Origin of the sequence: Moorella naiadis (nom. illeg.) (genome assembly GCF_051020825.1) — a bacterium.
Classification (GTDB): Bacteria; Bacillota; DSM-521; order Neomoorellales; family Neomoorellaceae; genus Neomoorella; species Neomoorella naiadis.
In genome coordinates this window covers 26,375-42,431 of the sequence record NZ_JAXGFQ010000016.1, presented here as the reverse complement: position 1 = coordinate 42,431, position 16,057 = coordinate 26,375, and the positions used below count along the sequence as shown (strand labels likewise).

At 56.0% G+C, this 16,057-nt stretch carries 20 protein-coding genes and 1 pseudogene; 20 read left to right on the top strand and 1 reads right to left on the bottom strand.

What is annotated here, in order from left to right; all coding sequences use genetic code 11:
- Positions 1-37 precede the first annotated feature (37 nt).
- The 18 genes from SDD30_RS11170 to SDD30_RS11085 all read left to right on the top strand — a co-directional run bounded on the left by SDD30_RS11170 (position 38) and on the right by SDD30_RS11085 (position 14,387).
- Positions 38-670 (top strand): DUF5343 domain-containing protein, encoded by a 633-nt coding sequence (locus SDD30_RS11170; RefSeq protein WP_434074994.1) that lies wholly within the window; start codon positions 38-40, stop codon positions 668-670.
- Complete coding sequence (locus tag SDD30_RS11165; protein WP_434074993.1) at positions 663-1,214, top strand: hypothetical protein; 552 nt, start codon at positions 663-665, stop codon at positions 1,212-1,214. The genes SDD30_RS11170 and SDD30_RS11165 overlap by 8 nt, the downstream gene beginning before the upstream one ends.
- Positions 1,215-1,238: 24 nt before the next feature.
- Positions 1,239-1,820, top strand: coding sequence for a DEAD/DEAH box helicase family protein (locus SDD30_RS11160; RefSeq protein ID WP_434074992.1), 582 nt, complete (start codon positions 1,239-1,241; stop codon positions 1,818-1,820).
- Positions 1,821-3,116 carry a BREX-3 system phosphatase PglZ gene (gene pglZ / locus SDD30_RS11155; RefSeq protein WP_434074991.1) on the top strand — a complete coding sequence of 432 codons (1,296 nt, stop codon included), beginning with the start codon at positions 1,821-1,823 and terminating at the stop codon, positions 3,114-3,116. It begins immediately after the preceding gene.
- Positions 3,104-3,781 carry a BREX-3 system phosphatase PglZ gene (gene pglZ / locus SDD30_RS11150; RefSeq protein ID WP_434075040.1) on the top strand — a complete coding sequence of 226 codons (678 nt, stop codon included), beginning with the start codon at positions 3,104-3,106 and terminating at the stop codon, positions 3,779-3,781. The genes pglZ (SDD30_RS11155) and pglZ (SDD30_RS11150) overlap by 13 nt, the downstream gene beginning before the upstream one ends.
- A complete protein-coding gene (locus SDD30_RS11145; RefSeq protein WP_434074990.1) occupies positions 3,778-4,257 on the top strand; it encodes a hypothetical protein in 480 nt (159 codons plus the stop codon). The genes pglZ (SDD30_RS11150) and SDD30_RS11145 overlap by 4 nt, the downstream gene beginning before the upstream one ends.
- Before the next feature lie 84 nt (positions 4,258-4,341).
- Entirely contained in the window at positions 4,342-4,518 is a 177-nt protein-coding gene (locus tag SDD30_RS11140) for a hypothetical protein (protein WP_434074989.1), read from the top strand.
- A gap of 429 nt (positions 4,519-4,947) precedes the next feature.
- Entirely contained in the window at positions 4,948-5,520 is a 573-nt protein-coding gene (locus SDD30_RS11135; protein WP_434075039.1) for a PD-(D/E)XK nuclease family transposase, read from the top strand.
- 247 nt (positions 5,521-5,767) lie between these two features.
- Positions 5,768-6,622 (top strand): C40 family peptidase, encoded by an 855-nt coding sequence (locus tag SDD30_RS11130; protein ID WP_434074988.1) that lies wholly within the window; start codon positions 5,768-5,770, stop codon positions 6,620-6,622.
- A gap of 214 nt (positions 6,623-6,836) precedes the next feature.
- A complete protein-coding gene (locus tag SDD30_RS11125) occupies positions 6,837-7,313 on the top strand; it encodes a hypothetical protein (protein WP_434074987.1) in 477 nt (158 codons plus the stop codon).
- 151 nt (positions 7,314-7,464) lie between these two features.
- Positions 7,465-7,581 (top strand): hypothetical protein, encoded by a 117-nt coding sequence (locus tag SDD30_RS11120; RefSeq protein WP_434075038.1) that lies wholly within the window; start codon positions 7,465-7,467, stop codon positions 7,579-7,581.
- Between the two features lie 61 nt (positions 7,582-7,642).
- Positions 7,643-8,977 carry a DUF401 family protein gene (locus SDD30_RS11115; protein WP_434074986.1) on the top strand — a complete coding sequence of 445 codons (1,335 nt, stop codon included), beginning with the start codon at positions 7,643-7,645 and terminating at the stop codon, positions 8,975-8,977.
- 179 nt (positions 8,978-9,156) lie between these two features.
- Complete coding sequence (locus SDD30_RS11110; protein WP_434074985.1) at positions 9,157-10,275, top strand: glycosyltransferase family 4 protein; 1,119 nt, start codon at positions 9,157-9,159, stop codon at positions 10,273-10,275.
- A 92-nt stretch (positions 10,276-10,367) separates the two neighbouring features.
- Positions 10,368-11,096, top strand: a complete 729-nt coding sequence (locus SDD30_RS11105; protein ID WP_434074984.1) for a glycosyltransferase — start codon at positions 10,368-10,370, stop codon at positions 11,094-11,096.
- A 176-nt stretch (positions 11,097-11,272) separates the two neighbouring features.
- Entirely contained in the window at positions 11,273-11,734 is a 462-nt protein-coding gene (locus SDD30_RS11100; protein ID WP_434074983.1) for a hypothetical protein, read from the top strand.
- A 155-nt stretch (positions 11,735-11,889) separates the two neighbouring features.
- The gene (locus SDD30_RS11095; protein ID WP_434074982.1) at positions 11,890-13,008 is read left to right on the top strand and encodes a glycosyltransferase family 4 protein; all 1,119 of its coding nucleotides are present in this window, start codon (positions 11,890-11,892) and stop codon (positions 13,006-13,008) included.
- Between the two features lie 203 nt (positions 13,009-13,211).
- Positions 13,212-14,039 carry a hypothetical protein gene (locus SDD30_RS11090; protein WP_434074981.1) on the top strand — a complete coding sequence of 276 codons (828 nt, stop codon included), beginning with the start codon at positions 13,212-13,214 and terminating at the stop codon, positions 14,037-14,039.
- Positions 14,040-14,186: 147 nt separating this feature from the next.
- Positions 14,187-14,387 (top strand): DUF6485 family protein, encoded by a 201-nt coding sequence (locus SDD30_RS11085; protein WP_434074980.1) that lies wholly within the window; start codon positions 14,187-14,189, stop codon positions 14,385-14,387.
- 92 nt (positions 14,388-14,479) lie between these two features.
- Here the strand turns inward: SDD30_RS11085 and SDD30_RS11080 are convergent, their stop codons facing one another.
- Positions 14,480-15,250, bottom strand: coding sequence for an acyl-[acyl-carrier-protein] thioesterase (locus SDD30_RS11080; RefSeq protein WP_434074979.1), 771 nt, complete (start codon positions 15,248-15,250; stop codon positions 14,480-14,482).
- A gap of 144 nt (positions 15,251-15,394) precedes the next feature.
- On the opposite strand from SDD30_RS11080, the gene SDD30_RS11075 reads away from it, so the two are divergent.
- Positions 15,395-15,730: an ArsR/SmtB family transcription factor gene (locus SDD30_RS11075; RefSeq protein ID WP_434074978.1), complete on the top strand. Its 336-nt coding sequence runs from the start codon at positions 15,395-15,397 to the stop codon at positions 15,728-15,730.
- Between the two features lie 60 nt (positions 15,731-15,790).
- Positions 15,791-16,048: pseudogene (locus SDD30_RS11070) on the top strand (permease); the annotation flags it as partial.
- Between the last annotated feature and the right edge of the window lie 9 nt (positions 16,049-16,057).

Here is a 16,057-nt window from a genome sequence, read left to right as displayed (position 1 = left end):
TAATTACTAGTAGAGTAAGAAGGGAGATTGATTAAAAATGGCGGACTATGTATATACTGTTGTACCATCTAGGATTTCCGAGTTGCTAAGTAAGATTCGTGAAACAGGGATACCGACCAAGAAAGTTACTAAAGAATGGCTTGATGCATTAGGATTTAAATCCAAGAATGATTATACGCTATTGCGTGTACTTAAGTTTATTCAGTTTGTTGATACCTCAAGTTTTCCATCCGATTTGTGGAAAGATTATCGTGGAGCAAACTATAAGAGTGTATTAGCTAAAGGCATTAGAAATGGCTATGCTGACTTATTTGCTACATACCCTGATGCTCATATAAGAGGCAATAAAGATCTTGAGGATTTTTTTGCAACAAAATCTTCGCTTGGTAAGAGTACTATAAGTAGGGCAATAACGACGTTCAAAGCCTTATGTGCACTGGCAGATTTCAGTGCTGTAAATATAGTAGAGGATATTAATAATAATGTAATCGAACCTCTTGTGCAGAGTCCCGCAACAACATATAAGCCTGATACAAATAATAAATCAGGCATCACTATAAATATTAATATCCAATTATCTCTACCAGAGACAAAGGATGCAGATGTTTATGACTTACTTTTTTTATCCCTTAAGAAGCATCTTTTAAATGGAGGGCATATTTGTGACTGATTTGTTGCAAGTCATTGTGAATCAGGCAATATACTTCGAGAGAGAAGCCCATGCAATATTGTCTCGAGATGAAACATCCAAATCAAGAATCATTTCTCTTGATGATACCCGGAGGCACCTCGAAAGCCTTTCACTTGAACAAGACATTCTCATTAAACAGGCCTTGCTATGCGTAGAGAAGGGTGTCTATCGTGCAGCCCATGTGATGGCGTGGGTTGCATTTGTAGACTTCTTGGAAAAAATGTTGCTATCTATTGGGTTAAAAAGGATAAAAGAAGTAAAGCCGGGATGGTCAAAGTTTAAGAGTTACCAGGAACTTTGTGAAAGTGTACCAGAGTATCAGCTGATTGAGGTTGTCAACGAACTTGGTCTAATATCGAAAACGGAGATGAAAACTATTCATGGACTTCTATCAAAACGAAATGAATGTGCACATCCGAGCTCCTATCATCCTGACTTAAACGAAAGTATTGGTTACATATCAGAATTATTAAATCGGATTAAGGCCCTTAAGGAAAGGGAAGTGAACAGCACACGATTTTAGTCTACTCTTTATGGAAGGAATGTAGTGTATACTTTGGGATCAGCGGTAAGTATGTGGGTATGGTCAATAGAATATCATCAAATATGCCGGATCGTTAACTTCCAGGTGCTGTGGGGTGAGACTTATTATCGCATCTGGCTGCCATCCCGGGATGCGGTTGTCCGGGTCAGGGCTGAGCAACTGAAACCCCTGGACTCGCCCGGGGCCATGTTCGGGCCGCACCATGTGACCTATATCGCCGCTGCGGCCAGGTTGACCGACGCCATGGCCCGCAACCTTCTCCTAGCCCCCGTGGCCGCAGATATCATTCCCCTGCCGCACCAAATCCAGGCCCTGGCGCGGGCGGTGGCCGGCGACCGGGTACGGTATCTCCTGGCCGACGAGGTGGGGCTGGGCAAGACCATCGAGGCCGGGCTCATTATGCGGGAATTAAAGCTCCGGGGCCTGGTGTGGCGCACTCTGGTCATCGTGGACGGGGCCCACCGCCTGGCGCAACTGGAACGGGAGCAGCAGGAGTGGTCCGGCCGGATGGAACAGCAGGCCCTGTTCCTGCCGGAGATGGTTCCCCTGTTATTACTTCGAGTCGAGGAGGCAGGTGCGGGGTAGATGGCAAGCTGGCGGGACCAGATTTTGCAGGAATTCACCTCCCGGGCCGACCGCCTTACCCTGGTGGCGGATCCCGACGGCCTTCTGGTGGAGGAAGAAATACTTGCCGCCCTCAGGGAGCGGGGCTTTGATTTGCTTACCCTGGAGGATAATGTTGCTTTCCGCCTGGCCTATGAATCCCATTATCGTTCCCGGTGGGACAGGGGGGAGGCTGTGGATACGGTGGTAGCCCTGCAGGTACTTAACCTGGACCCCTGCACCCTGCCTTACGACCTCTGGCAAAACAGCCGCAAATTATCCTTCACCCTGGGTGATCTCTTTCCCAACCTGAGCTACCCGGTGGTTAGCAACCTGGACCGGAGTGATCTGGACGCCCTTTACCGGGCGCAGGTTTTATATAACCCGCAGCCCCTGGGGGACAATGCCACCAAGGATTTTATTCTCCGGTATGTTTTCGAGATTGCCCCGGAGCTGATTAAGGAGCCCCAGGACCTGTTGCGGGTACTCCTCAGACATCACTACCGGGGCCGGCGGTTGCCTCCCCTTCTCGATGAAAGGATTATTCAGATTTTGCGCCTGAGCGGGCGCTTCCGGGATTGGCCCCTGGAGATGATTATCCCCGACCGGGGCGCCTTTTTCGCCTTTTTACAGGAGCGGTGGCCGGCCTTTCTGGACCACCGGGTAATGGTGGTGGACAGCCGCGCCGCGGAAAACCGGGCGGTCTATCACCCCTCTATCCCGGGACCCATCGACCTTCCCTTTGACCATGACGACGTGCGGGTTTATCTCGATAACCTCTTCCTGGAGGGTTACCTGCAACCTGTGGCCTATCCCCAGGCTTTCCTGGTGCAAGAGAAGTGGATATCTGCCGGGCTCCGCATTGATCCTGGTGCCGATTGGCTACGCCGGATTAACGGCCTCCTGGAGAAAGCTAAGGAGGCCTTACCAGGCATAACGGCCCGGCACCAGGAGTGGGTGGGCTTTGCCCGCACCTGGGCCGAACTGGTGGTATTGCTGTTTGCAGGAAAAAGCGGGGATTACCCCGATGTGGGGGAACGCTTCCAGGCCCTAGTGGCCAAGGTGGATGCCGCCTTCCTTGCCTGGGTGCGGCAGCGTTACGCCGGCCTTTATAACCAGCCGGCCATACCGCCGGTGATGGTGCACCACATTCCTCGCGCTATGGCCAGAGACATGGCGGCAACCAGGACGCGGAAGGTTGCCTTGATCCTGATCGATGGCCTGGCCCCGGGTGGCGTTGGCAGGAGGAGGGGGTCTTTGCCTGGCTGCCAACCCTGACGGCCGTTTCCCGCCAGGCGGCCTATGCTGGCCGGCCCCCCTTTTATCTGGGCGAGGGCATTTATACCACCGCGCGGGAACCGGCCCGGTGGAATCAGTTCTGGATTAATCAGGGGCTGGCCAGAGCTGAGATCGGTTATATGAAAGTATTGGGGGATGGTGATCCCGGTGAAGTGGACATCCTGGCCGGGGAGCCGCGGCTACGGGTCCTGGGACTGGTAATAAATAAGGTTGATAAGATTATGCACGGCATGCAACTGGGGACCGCCGGCATGCATAACCAGGTCCGCCAGTGGGCGGAGGAGGGTTACCTGTCCGGGTTGCTGGAGCTCCTTTGGGCCCGGGGTTTTGATGTTTACCTGACTTCGGATCATGGGAACATCGAGGCCGGCGGTTGCGGGGTGACCGGCGAGGGCGTGACAGCGGAACTGCGGGGAGAACGCGCCAGGGTTTATCCGAGCGAGATACTACGAAAACAGGTGCATGCTCAATTCCCCGGGAGCATCGCCTGGCCGCCCCTGGGCCTGCCGGAAGACTATCTGCCCCTCCTGGCGCCACCCCGGAAGGCCTTTGTCCGCCAGGACGAGAGAATCGTCGCCCACGGCGGGATTTCTATTGAAGAAGTCATCGTACCCTTTATCCACCTGGAACGGAGGCAAGTATGAATCGTAATGTAACTGTTGGTTTCAGCCAGCGCATCCAGCTGGAATGGCTGGAGCGGACGGCGCTTTTATACCTGGCCGGGTACGGGCGGCAGGAAATCGTCAATGGTCTGCAGGAACTCCTGCGGGAGCGCCTGTCGGTAGGTGGGACGGCTGAGCGTGGCAACCGGGAAAAGGCCATCAGCATTCTCCTGAAAACCTGGGTCACCGTGCCGGCTCAGGTTCGGGGTTTACGCGACGACAGCCTGGGATTTCTCAAAGAATTGCCGCCGGAGGACCACCTGGCTCTCCACTGGGGCATGACCATGGCTGTCTATCCCTTTGTAGCCATTGTAGCCGAGGCTGCAGGCAGGTTGCATAAATTGCAGGGGAAGGTGGCGGCAGCCCAGGTCCAGCGACGGGTGCGGGAGCAACTGGGCGAGCGGGAAACGGTGGCGCGGGCCGCCCGGCGGGTGCTGCGCTGCTTTATCGACTGGTAGGTCCTTGGTGAGACACCAGAGAAGGGGCTTTATGAAGCTGTTCTGATAAGGCCGGTCCGGGACGAGGGGCTGGCGGCGTGGCTGGTGGAAGCAACCCTGCGGGCCGGCGGCTCCGGCATGCTTCCCTTGCGCCAGGTCCTGGCTTCCCCGGCCCTGTTCCCCTTTTCCCTGGTCTCTCCCTCCCAGCGTTCCCTGGAAAGCGGTGGCAGGCTTGCTCTTTATAAACAGGGGCTGGATGAGGATATGGTGATGCTGGTATAAAGATAGTATTATTGAGCTGATTTTCCTTATACCTAATTGCAGGGGTACGTCTGGAGGTTTACCCCCAACCCAATACTTCTGGTCATATTTAAATCATAACCCCGTTTAAAGGCAGGTTATAAGAATAGGCACTCATAATGTGGTAGAGGCAAAGGTTAAAACCGTGCCCTGGCCGGAGATTCCTCCGCCACTAAAAGCCCGGCAATATCAGAAATGTAGCCTGGCATGCCAGCGTGCCCTGGTAATCTGGTGAAGGGTAAAAAATTATCTTGGAAACGGTAGCGGGAGCAGGAAAAAAGAGGATAACAGCGAATATATCTTTGGAGAACAAACGTTCCAAACAATCATAACGAACTGTTGCGATTCTTTCGGCAATGGATAAAACCATAGTATAATAAAAACGATAGAGGAGTGTCCGTAGTGAATGAAATTGAGCAAAGACAGCATAATATCAGGGAAACCAGTAAGTCAGGGTTAGCAACGGTTAAGGGGATCAACCGGACCAACGATTATGCCTTTAAACGCATCCTGGGTTCTGAGGAAGGCAAGGAAGCTCTGCTGGGTTTTCTCAACGCGGTGCTCAACCCTCCGTCCGGCCGGGAGTTCACTTACGTCGAACTGCCGGACCGGGAACTGGACCCCGCCAGTTTGCTTGAACGCGGCGCCCGGCTGGAAAATCCGGCCATCCGCAAGGCGCTGACTATTGAAGAAGCTTTTAAGCGCAACGAGCAGGAGCGCCGGCTGTATGAATTACGGGAGAAGGCCCTGCGCGATGAAATCTCTATGATGGAGGGGGCCATGGCGGAAGGGAAGGCGGAAGGCAAGGCGGAAATGGCCCAGGAAGCCATCTGCCAGTATTTAGAAGCCCGGTTTGGGAAGGCTTCCCAGGGCTTGCAGAAAAAAGTTAAGGAGTACAACAGCCTGGAGGTACTAACTAAAATCATGAATAAGATCTACACTGCCGGTTCGCTGGAAGACGCCCGGGCCATCATTGAGGCATAGCTATACCAGACGCAGCTAACTAGCGGCCACCGGTTTTTCCAGGGGCGGCAGGTCGCAGAAGCTCTGGTGAGTCGGTAGTAAAGGAAGCAGCTAAACATGGCCCATTGAGTTACCCGGCCGGATTTTGCCGGTGAGGGTGCCCTCGGGCTGCAAAGGGGTAAAAATGTTTAAGAGCAGGCACCGTACAGGGGTTTATGCCTTTCTTCTAATCCTCATCCTAGCGCTAGTTATAGCAGGGGGGTTCCTTTTGAACAGGCAGGCTAAAAGATTGTCGCCCCCGGCGGAACTTCCCCCGGAGGCGGCTCCCGCCCGGGCGGAAGGGTGGTATGTCGGGTCAGCCGTGGCTGATGTGCGGGCGAACCCGGATCAGGGCGCCGAGCTGGTTACCCAGGCCCTCCTGGGCGATGAGGTCAAGTTCCTGCGGGAAGAAGGCGCATGGCTCCAGGGTCAGGTGCCCGATGGTTATATCGGCTGGCTGCTAAAAAAGGACCTGGTTAAAGCCGCGTCCCCGCCGGCGCGGGACCGGGTGGCCGTTAACGTACCCCGGGCCATATTGTACCAGGAACCGGGAAGCGGTGCTGTAGCCGGGGAGGCCTTGCTGGGTACCGATTTGCCCCTGCTGGCGCTAAAGGGGGATTGGCTGGAGGTCTGGCTGCCGGGGCGCCCGTCGGCCTGGGTTGCCAGGCAGGAGGTCGAATTCTGGCCTGGGGGGCAATTAAAAGAAAGACGCTCAGGCCTGGACGTGATTAAGGTGGCGGAGCGGCTACGGGGCGTGGCTTACCTGTGGGGCGGGGTCAGCCTCTACGGTATTGATTGCTCCGGCCTGACCTATATTGCCTATTTCTTAAACGGTGTTAAACTACCCCGGGATGCCGACATGCAATTCAAGGTTGGCCGGCCGGTTGCTAGAAAAGACCTGCAGCCCGGCGATCTGGTCTTTTTTAATACCAGTGGCACAGGAACGCAGCCTACCCATGTTGGTATCTATACCGGCAACGGACAATTTTTAAACTCCCGCTCCCACCAAGGGGTGGCCGTCAGTCGCCTGGATGAGCCCCTTTTTACCGCCGGGTACCTGGGCGCCCGCCGTTACCTGCCCTGAGAATAGCGTCGTTTACTATTGTCATCCTGCTGCTGGTGCCGCCAGGTGACACGAACGTCTAACTGGCCGGAACAGTTATCAGCCTGTTGGACCAGCGCTTTCCCAGCCTGGCTGGGCAGGTAGAAATGGTGGACGTGGCCACGCCCCTTACTACTGAGCGCTATCCAGGTAACTGGCGGGACCTACAGGCCTGGCCAGCGCCGAGGTCGATCCCTTGCGGGAGGAGCTCGCCCGCCTGGCAGTGGCGGAGTTTCAACCCTCTCGTGCTGTCGCTTTTATCGAGAAAGCCAATATCCATGCCGCCCGGGCCCAGGAGATGCTTGACCTTTTAGCGATCCACAGCCTTCTGGCTGCCAGGGCGCCTTTTTTCGGAGAGGGGACGCTTTTCAGGCCGGTTTTACGCGAGGTCGAGTCCCTGTTCGAGGATCGGGAACAGATTACGGTAGCCGACGTGCCTGCCGCTATCTTGAGGCCGGTAGCCGGGGAGTTGCTTTTTGACTGCCAGGTGCCGGCCGTCGGGGACAAATTCGCCCTCACTGTATCGCGGCCCCTGGCGCGGGCAGCCATGGACGCCGTCAACCGGCTGGTGGACAGTATGAAAACGCGCCGCAGCGACCTGCGCGCCGCTACGGTGCTGGCGCGCCTGCAACGGGCGCTTGAAGCCAGGGGGAAAGAAATACGTTCTATCTGAAAGTTTCCTACCCCGGCGATTGACAAGTACGGCCGCGGGCGGTGGGTACTATGCTGGCTATTTTGCGGGATTTAGAGACGACTGGTGCGGCCATCGCCGCCATCTTCCAGGCCGCCCTGGAGTTGGGGGAACCCTTTCAGGCGAGCACGGCATCGGCCTGTTAAAGGCCCCTTTTTTCAAGGCGGAGTTAGGCGATATCAAAAGAACCCTGGATCCCGGCAACATCCTCAACCCCGGCAAAATGTTGCCACGCTGTTTTACCCCTTGACTTTCCTGCTCAGGCATGGTTTTATAAATGATAACGGATAACGGTAGAGAAGGAGAAACTGTTGGACGGGCTAAAATTATTGCTTGTTTTTGGGCTAATCATGATCTTCCTGGGGCGGCGGGCGCCTCTCGGCCCGGTCATGCTGGGCGGTTCCCTTCTCTTGGCCGCCCTTTACCATGCCGGTCCCAAGGGTTTTCTGGGCATGGCCTGGCGGGCTACCAGGGACCCGGCTACCCTGGAACTGGAACTTATCCTGGCCCTGATCATGCTTTTTGAACACCTCTTGGGGCAGCAGGGTTACCTGGAGAGAATGTTAAAGAGCCTGCGGGGCCTGATTCACAGCCAGCGGGTGGTGATGGCCCTGTTGCCGGCCTTTATCGGCCTGATGCCCTCGGCGGGAGGAGCCCTTTTTTCCGCTCCCCTGGTAGGGCAGGCGGCCAGTTCGACTATGGCCGCTGAGGAGAAGAGCTTTATCAACTTCTATTACCGCCATATCTGGGAATACTTCCTGCCCCTTTACCCGGGGGTGCTCCTGGCTTCTCATTTGAGCGGCCTGCCCCTGCCGCATCTCATTGCCGCCCTGGCACCCTATGGATTGATAGTCGTTTTGCTAGGGATACCTGTTTTGCGGCGGGTAAAGATCGGGACGGTGGAAGAGAGCAAGGGTACAGGGGTAGGCAATAATCTTGGGGAGGATAACCCCAGAGCACCGTGTTACCGCTGTGGCGAATCTTCCGGGGAAGGCAATGACCGTGGGGTGAATAAAAGCGCCGGGGCCAGCAGTAGCCTAGAAAGTCAGCCGGCCAGTCGGCGTACCCTAGTGGTGGAACTCCTGGGGAGCATCCTGCCGGTACTGGTTGTGGTGTCCCTGGTGCTGTTTTTGCAGGTGGAGGTCGGCCTGGCGGTGGGATTGGTATTCCTGATCCTGCTGCTGCGCCACCGCTACACCCCGGCCAGGTTTTGGCTCCTCTGCCGGGAAGCCCTGGCTGTTAAAACCCTCCTGCTGGTGTGGGTGGTTATGCTTTTTAAACAGGTGCTGGTCGATACCCGCTCGGTAGACGGCCTGCCCCAGTTGCTGGCCCTGCTGCCGGTGCCTGAATTTGTAATTTTCGGCTTGATAAGTTTCCTAGTAGGGATGCTCACTGGCCTGACGGTTGCCTATATCGGCATTGCCTTTCCCATTGTGATGGCTGCTGGCGGCGGTCAGATGAGCCTGCCCCTGACGGTCTTCGTTTTTATCACCGGTTTTGTCGGCAATATGCTGACGCCCATGCACCTCTGCCTGGCCCTTACGGTGGAGTATTTCAAGGCCGACCTGCGCCGGGTCCTCAGGTTGATGGCCGGCCCAGAGGCGGCCCTCCTGGCAGTAGCTGTCGCCGCCTATCTCGTATTTTAGCTAGAAAAAATATCTAACCCTGGCCAATGAATAGGCCGGGGTTTTTTTGATCCTCTGCCGGGTTGGAAAAGTAACCATCGACAAGGAGGCTGGGGTAATGGCAGTACGTTTTCACCTGGCTGGATAGCAAAGCATAAAATAGTAAAGCTACTAAATAAAGCCAGAAGGGCTGGTTACCTTTGGATAGGGAGATAGCAATTTTTACGCCCAACCTGTTGGATTGGGAAGGCAAGAAACCGGTAATCGGCGGCCTGGAAAGGTATATCTGCGCTCTGGCCGAACTGCTGACAGATATGGGCTATGCGGTATCCTTGCACCAGAACGCCCACCGGGATTTTCAGACTACTTACCTGGGGTGGCCGGTATACGGCTACCAGGCCGATCCCCGGCATTTAAATGTGACAATAGAACGAATCGAAAAAAGCGTGTCCGGGCGGGTATTATATTCCTCCATCCTGCAGCAGGTCTATTACCGCCCCGGCTCCATCTGCATTTCCCACGGCGTCTGGTGGGAACTGCCGGGATCCAGCCCCTCACTTGCCCGGGCTGCCTATGAAAACCACGTCGCCGCCGCTCTTCTCCAGGCCCGCCTGATAATATCCTGCGACTATAATTTCCTGAATGTCGCCCGGGCTATCTACCCCAACCTGGCCGACCGTAAGATCCAGGTGATTCCCAACTTTGTTGATCTGGAGCGTTTTTACCCCCGACAGGGGCGGAGCGAGAAACGCATACGCATCCTTTACCCTCGCCGCCTGGTCCGGGAAAGGGGTTTTACCCTTTTGCAGGCAGTTATCCCGAACTTACTGGCTGCCTACCCCGAGCTGGAGTTCCAGTTCGCCATCGACACCAATACCCCCCGCTACCTGGAGGCTTTCCACGCCTGGCGGCAGGGGGAAGCCCACAACGAGCGCCTTCTTTACTGTCATCCCGATTTTGATGCCATGCCCGGCGTTTACGCTGATGCGGACATAGTTGTCATTCCGACTATTTATTCCGAGGGCACCAGCTTCTCCTGCCTGGAGGCCATGGCCATGGGCAAAGCCATCATCGCCACCAATGTCGGCGGCCTGACCAACCTCATTATCGATAATTATAACGGCTTGCTCATCCATCCTACCGCGGAATACCTGTCCCAGGCTCTCCGCTTTTTAATCGAACACCCGCTGGAACGTGCCCGACTGGGCAAAAACGCCGCGGCCACCGCCCGGGTCTTTGACCGCAAACTTTGGGAAGCCCGCTGGCGCCAGTTTATCAGCAAGGTCTATCCCAGAACAGAGGTTAGAGGTTCATATTAAAGCCTCAACTATCTGTATCATTGAATAGCGCCGCCCGGCGGCATGGTTGTGTACTATTTTATACGTCCCATTTTTTAGGGGGGCCGGAGTTTATGCCCAAACTCACCGCCATGATGATCGTCCGTAATGAAGCCGGCCGTTATTTAGAGCGCTGCCTGAAGTCTTTATCCGCTTATACTGACGAAATCGTCATCCTGGACGATGCCTCTTCCGACGCCACCCCGGAGCTATGCGCGAGTTTCCCGGCGGTGAAGCTCTACCGCCGGGAAACCTCCCTTTTTCTAATCGATGAAGCCCGGTTGCGCCAGGAGCTTTGGGATTATACCGCCGCTACCAGCCCGGAGTGGATCCTGGCCCTGGATGCCGACGAGTTGCTGGAAGACCGGGCGGCCGGCGAACTACCCTGTCTGTTGCGCCAGGACCTTTTTCCCGCCGTCGGCTTTCGCCTGTTTGACTGCTGGGGTGGAGAAGACTATTACCGGGTGGACGGCCTGTGGAGCCCCTGGCTGCGGGGCTTCTCTATCTATCTGGTTAAATACCAGCCCCACCTACCGGCGGCCTGGCCGGCCCAGGCCTTTCACTGCGGCCGCCTGCCCCTGGCCTACCGCCGCCTGCCCTACCTGGAGAGCGATTTGCGCATCAAACACCTGGGGTGGGCCAACCCGGCGGAGATCCGGCCAAAATACGAGCGTGCCGTCGGCCGGGATCCGACCTTTAAGTATCAACCCCGGGAACATTACGAGAGCATCCTCTGGCCACCCAAGAAAATCCAGCTCGAAAAATGGCGGGAAATGGTTGCCATTAGTTACCAGCAAGCATAAACTGATACCATCCCAGGTAATGGGAGGAGCCCCTGTGGCGGCACACCGCCATAAACCAAACGGGGAGAAAAGAGAGTAAGCAGGCATTAATCAGGAACTGGCGTAGCTAGTTCCGACCGGCCTCCCACCTCTCACCTCCCCCATCCCACATCTCATATCGAAGGAGTGATGCTTCTATGCCCCTCACCGCCAGCGCCACTGTTTCCGGCAGTACGGCGGGAATTGCCGACGTCGCGTTGACCCTTAGCCCGACGACAGCCCTCTTTTCCCCGGCCAACCTGGTCCCGGGCCAGGCCGTAGGCTCGCCCCAGCTGCAAGTAGCTAATACCGGCACAGTAGATGAATATTACTTCATTTTTGCCGATTGGCAGGGAGTAAGCCCCACCACGGCCACGGAGGCCCAGGTTCTGGCCGACCGCCTGAATATCTTTATTGAGGCCAGCCCGGCTACGGTCCTCTATAACGGCAACATCTCCGGCCTTTACAATCAACCGGCCAGCGGCCGCCTCTTAATCTCGCCCCAGGCTGATCTATTAACCTTTGTCGTCAGCCTGCCGAGCACCACCGGCAGCATCGTCCAGAATCTGGACTTGAGCGTCGATCTGGTCTTTACCGCCCAGTCTTCGCCCCTGGCTTAAAAGTAAAGCCCGGTCTCCGGCCGGGCTTTACCACAATTTTTTTAGCGTGTCGCTTGAGGTCAGAACGGCATCGCCGGATAAGAGGCAGGTTTTCACGCCGAGGTGCGGAAGGTCGGATAATAAATAGAATCAGACCGGGAAGGTGACCACGATAAATGAGCGCTAAAAAGGTGGCCCTGTTGACGACCAATTTTTTTCACCCATCCAGCGAAAGAATTATCATGGGCGGTGCCGAGCGTTACCAGGTCGACCTCTGCCGCCTGCTAAGGGAGCTGGGCTTTTACGTCGAGGCCTGGCAGATTGGCGGCGGCTGGACCCGGGAATTCGATGGAGTTCAGATCCGCAGCATACCGGTGACGAAAAGCGAGTACCACACCTTTCCCGACCTGGCGACCGCCTTTTATGAAAACTCCATGGCCTTTGACTACGCCATCTACTTTATTCTCACATTAGCCTACCCCATAGCCCGGGAGAAAAGCATCGCCATCAGCCACGGGGTTTTCTGGGATTGGCCGGGTTTCGACCTCATGGCCGGGAAACCGGAGGACCGCCAGGAATGGCAGCGGCGTTTGAGTATCGCCCTGACGGGGCCGCAGAAACTCGTTTCCGTCGATACCAATACCATTAACTATTTCAACGCCACCCTGGCCGGCTTTTACCATAAATGGGAGTACATCCCCAACTATGTTGATACTGACCTCTTTAGCCCGCCGGCAGAGGAGCCGGCCGGTAGCGATACCGTCCGCGTTCTTTTTCCCCGCCGTCTGGTCCCGGTAAGGGGCATCAATGAAACCATGCGGGCGGCGGAAAAACTGACTTCCCGCTACTCCTGGATCGAGTTCCATTTTTGCGGCCGCGGCCATGATGATAACGCCGAAAGGCTTATGACCCGGTGGGCCGGTAACCGGGAGCGCTGTTTCTATTACTGGAAACCCCTAGAGATGATGCCGGAGATCTACCGCCAGGCGGATATTGTCCTGATCCCCTCCCGTTCCACCGAGGGTACCAGCCTGGCCGCCCTGGAAGCCATGGCCTGCGGCCGGCCGGTAATCGCCGGCCAGGCCGGGGGCTTGAGCGATATTATCATCCACGGCTATAACGGCTATTTAATCAAGCCGACGGTGGAGAACCTGGTGGCAGTTATTGAAGAACTAGCCTGCGATAAAGAGAAAAGAAAGCTCATGGGCCGGCGCGCCCGGGAGGTGGCCCTGACCTTTAACCGGAAGGTATGGGCGGAACGCTGGTCTCGGGTTCTGGGGGAGGTATTCCGTTAGGTTTTTGTCTTTTACCGGACCAGCAGGTGAGGGGTGAAGATCACCCCGGCGTGGCGGGTGTAGGCGTGTCTTTTACGCTACCGAGCACGCCGGCGATAATACAGCAGTTGTTTATACGTGGAGGCTCCAGATGAAAAGTCTGGTTTAAGTTCTCCCCTGACCCAGGGTAGAGGTAAGCAGGTGAGGAGTCCAGGTGAAGGACTATGCCTTTTACGGCTCCCAGTGTTGCTAATAAAGGCAACCGGTTCCGCATTGTCCCCCGCACGGATATTCTGGCGGCGGTGCGGGAACTGGTAGTTTTTAATATTCTCCAGGATACCCTGATGCTTATCCCTACCCTGGGCCCACATCCGGTAAAACCCTCGCCGGATTCTACCCAAGACCTGGCTCTGGGCCCCGGCGGGCGATTGATTGCAGTACAACCGGTTAACATTCAAGCGGGAGGCTCCGGCGGAAGGGGGCAGATTTTGTCACCACCCAGGCAGCCCTTTCCCGATTCTCCGGCGGGATTATTCTACCAGCCGGCTGCGTTTTCCAGCCACGAACGGTATTTTAGCGAGTTAATTGCCGCTACCCGGGTCCTGGATTCCACCTGGCGGACTGATGAGAACTTGCTTGTTTGGCCCTTTATCCCTCCCGGCCCCACCCCCGGCATGCCGGTAAAGGTCCGCGCCTGCAGCGTCAAAAACCTGGTGTCATGGAGCCGGTTGTTCCCCCTGCCGTCCGGCGGCCGGGCCCTAGCCCTGGCTTATTACACCTATGAAGTGGAGATAGTCTACGCCGACGGCGCCGGCTGTACAGCTACGCTGACCCTGGAATCCGGCCTCCGCCGCCAGCAGGCCGTCGTCTACCCCGGGCCCGGTTACCTGGAGGTGGACGTCAGGCTCAGCTGTTTGGGCAGCAACGTTACCTCTCCGGTTATCCCCAGGCCCCAACCCCAACACCCTCCCGCCTATAAGCCGGCGTGGGCCTGGTTGCAGGCTAGCCCGGCCGGAGGGAATAATTCCGGATCTGATTGTAAGGGGCATTGATATTTTTATACTGCCAGGATGTACCGGCAGTGGTATGGAAGTAGTAAACAGCGTTATTTTCGTAAGCCGGCCAACTGTTTCCCGGAGCCTGGAAATAGTAGCGGCAAAATGTCTACTTGTGCTATAATTGGCGGGGAGGTGGCTGAAATGGCCCAGTGCAATATAAAAACCAATACGGAAAGGTGCACCTGTACTTATGAACCCTGCAGCCGCAAGGGAAAATGCTGTGAGTGCCTGGCCTTTCATCGCCGTTACGGCGAGTTGCCGGGATGCCTTTTCCCTCCGGAAGTAGAAAAAACTTACGACCGGAGTATTCAACGCTTTATCGCCTGCCAGACCGCAGGTTAAGTTCCATGTACTTCTCCGGGCGCTATCAGTTGTTCCCCGGATGCTGTTTTACCAGGGGATCTTTGCTCGTTCACCCTTCGGGGTGAAAATTATCAAGCGTTTTTTAGCCGGCGTTTCAGCCAGGTGGTCCGGGCCAGGGTTAGCTCCAGGTCTTTCTCCGGGCAGGAGAGGCGGTGCAGGTAGCACCTGTGGCCGCCGGCTGTCCGTACCTCCTGGCACTGGCTGAGGATATGGTCGCCGTAATGGGCGGCCTTTTTGTATAGGATTTCAATTGTAGCGGGAAATGCTTTACTATGGACCGCCAGGGGTACTCCTTCCAGGATCCAGTCGACATAATGCTTGTTATTGGCGTGGCGGTTGAGATCCAGGTCGGATACCCGGACGGTGAATTCCGTGGCGGCTGACGGTTCTTCCAGGGATGGCAGGTCGCTGCAGCCGCCAGGGACGGCTGTTTCCGGGCGCAGGGCATAGGCGCCGGTTACCCAGGGCGGTATGCGCAGGGGTTTCTTTTTCTCCATGTCCATGAAGATCCATACCGACGCAGCCCGGCCAATCAGGTTGCCCCCGGTGTCGTGCAGATAGAAGTTACGGTAGGCGAAACAGCGCTGGAAGTTTTCCACCCAGGTGGTCACAGTTATTTGTTCCTGCCAGCGGGGGTAACGCTCTATCTGCAGGTGGTAACGGTAGACCACCCATCCCCGGCCGGCGGCGTTTAACCGGGGTAAGCTGATGCCGGCCGTCTCTGAGTGCCAGGTGGCCGTTTCCTCCAAGTAGCCCAGGATGGTTACCGGGGAGGCCTCCAGCAGGAAATTGGTTTCATAGTAGTGGACTTCGTAGTTTCTTTGGAAGTTAGTGGTTACCATAGCCATCACCCTGTTTATTTTAGCACAGGGATAGCCGCCGGGCTACCAGTAATTGTCGTTTACTGGATAAATCGCTCTTGACAGGCGCCGAGCAAAGGATTAAACTATACATGCTGATATTCGAATATATGGGGAGGAATCTGAATGGCTGAAAGGATATATAGTATGAAGGCGGAATTTTTCAAAGCCCTGGCCCATCCGACCAGGGTGAAGATCCTGGAACAGCTGCGCCAGGGGGAGAAGTGCGTCTGTGAGTTTATCGAGGACCTGGATCTGGAGCAGCCGAATATCTCCCAGCACCTAGCCGTCCTGCGCAAGCAGGACATCGTCGTTTTCCGTAAAGAGGGTTTAAAGGTTCTTTATAAGGTAAAGCATCCGGAAATTTTTGCGTTGCTGGACCTGGTGGGCAATATCTTGACCCAGGAAATAGCCTCCACTATGGCTGAGATCCAGCAAGGCCAGGAAAACAGCCCTCAGTAAGGATATGCCTGCCGGTCTGGTACCGGCATATCCGCAGCTTTCGCCGCTACCAGACATTTCCTGGCCGTGCCCGTGGCCATCGGCGTGCCCCTCTACTCTAACGCCGCCGGGACTATCCCCATCGTCCGGGCTTTGATGGAGAAAGGCATGTCCCTGGGTACGGTGCTGGCCTTCATGATGTCCGTCACCGCCCTCTCCCTGCCGGAGATGCTTATCCTGCGCAAGGTCTAAAAGCCGCGGTTGATTGTCATCTTTGTGGGGATTATCGCCGTGGCCATTATGCGGGTGCGGTATCTGTTTAATATTATCCTGGTTTAGAGATTTTTT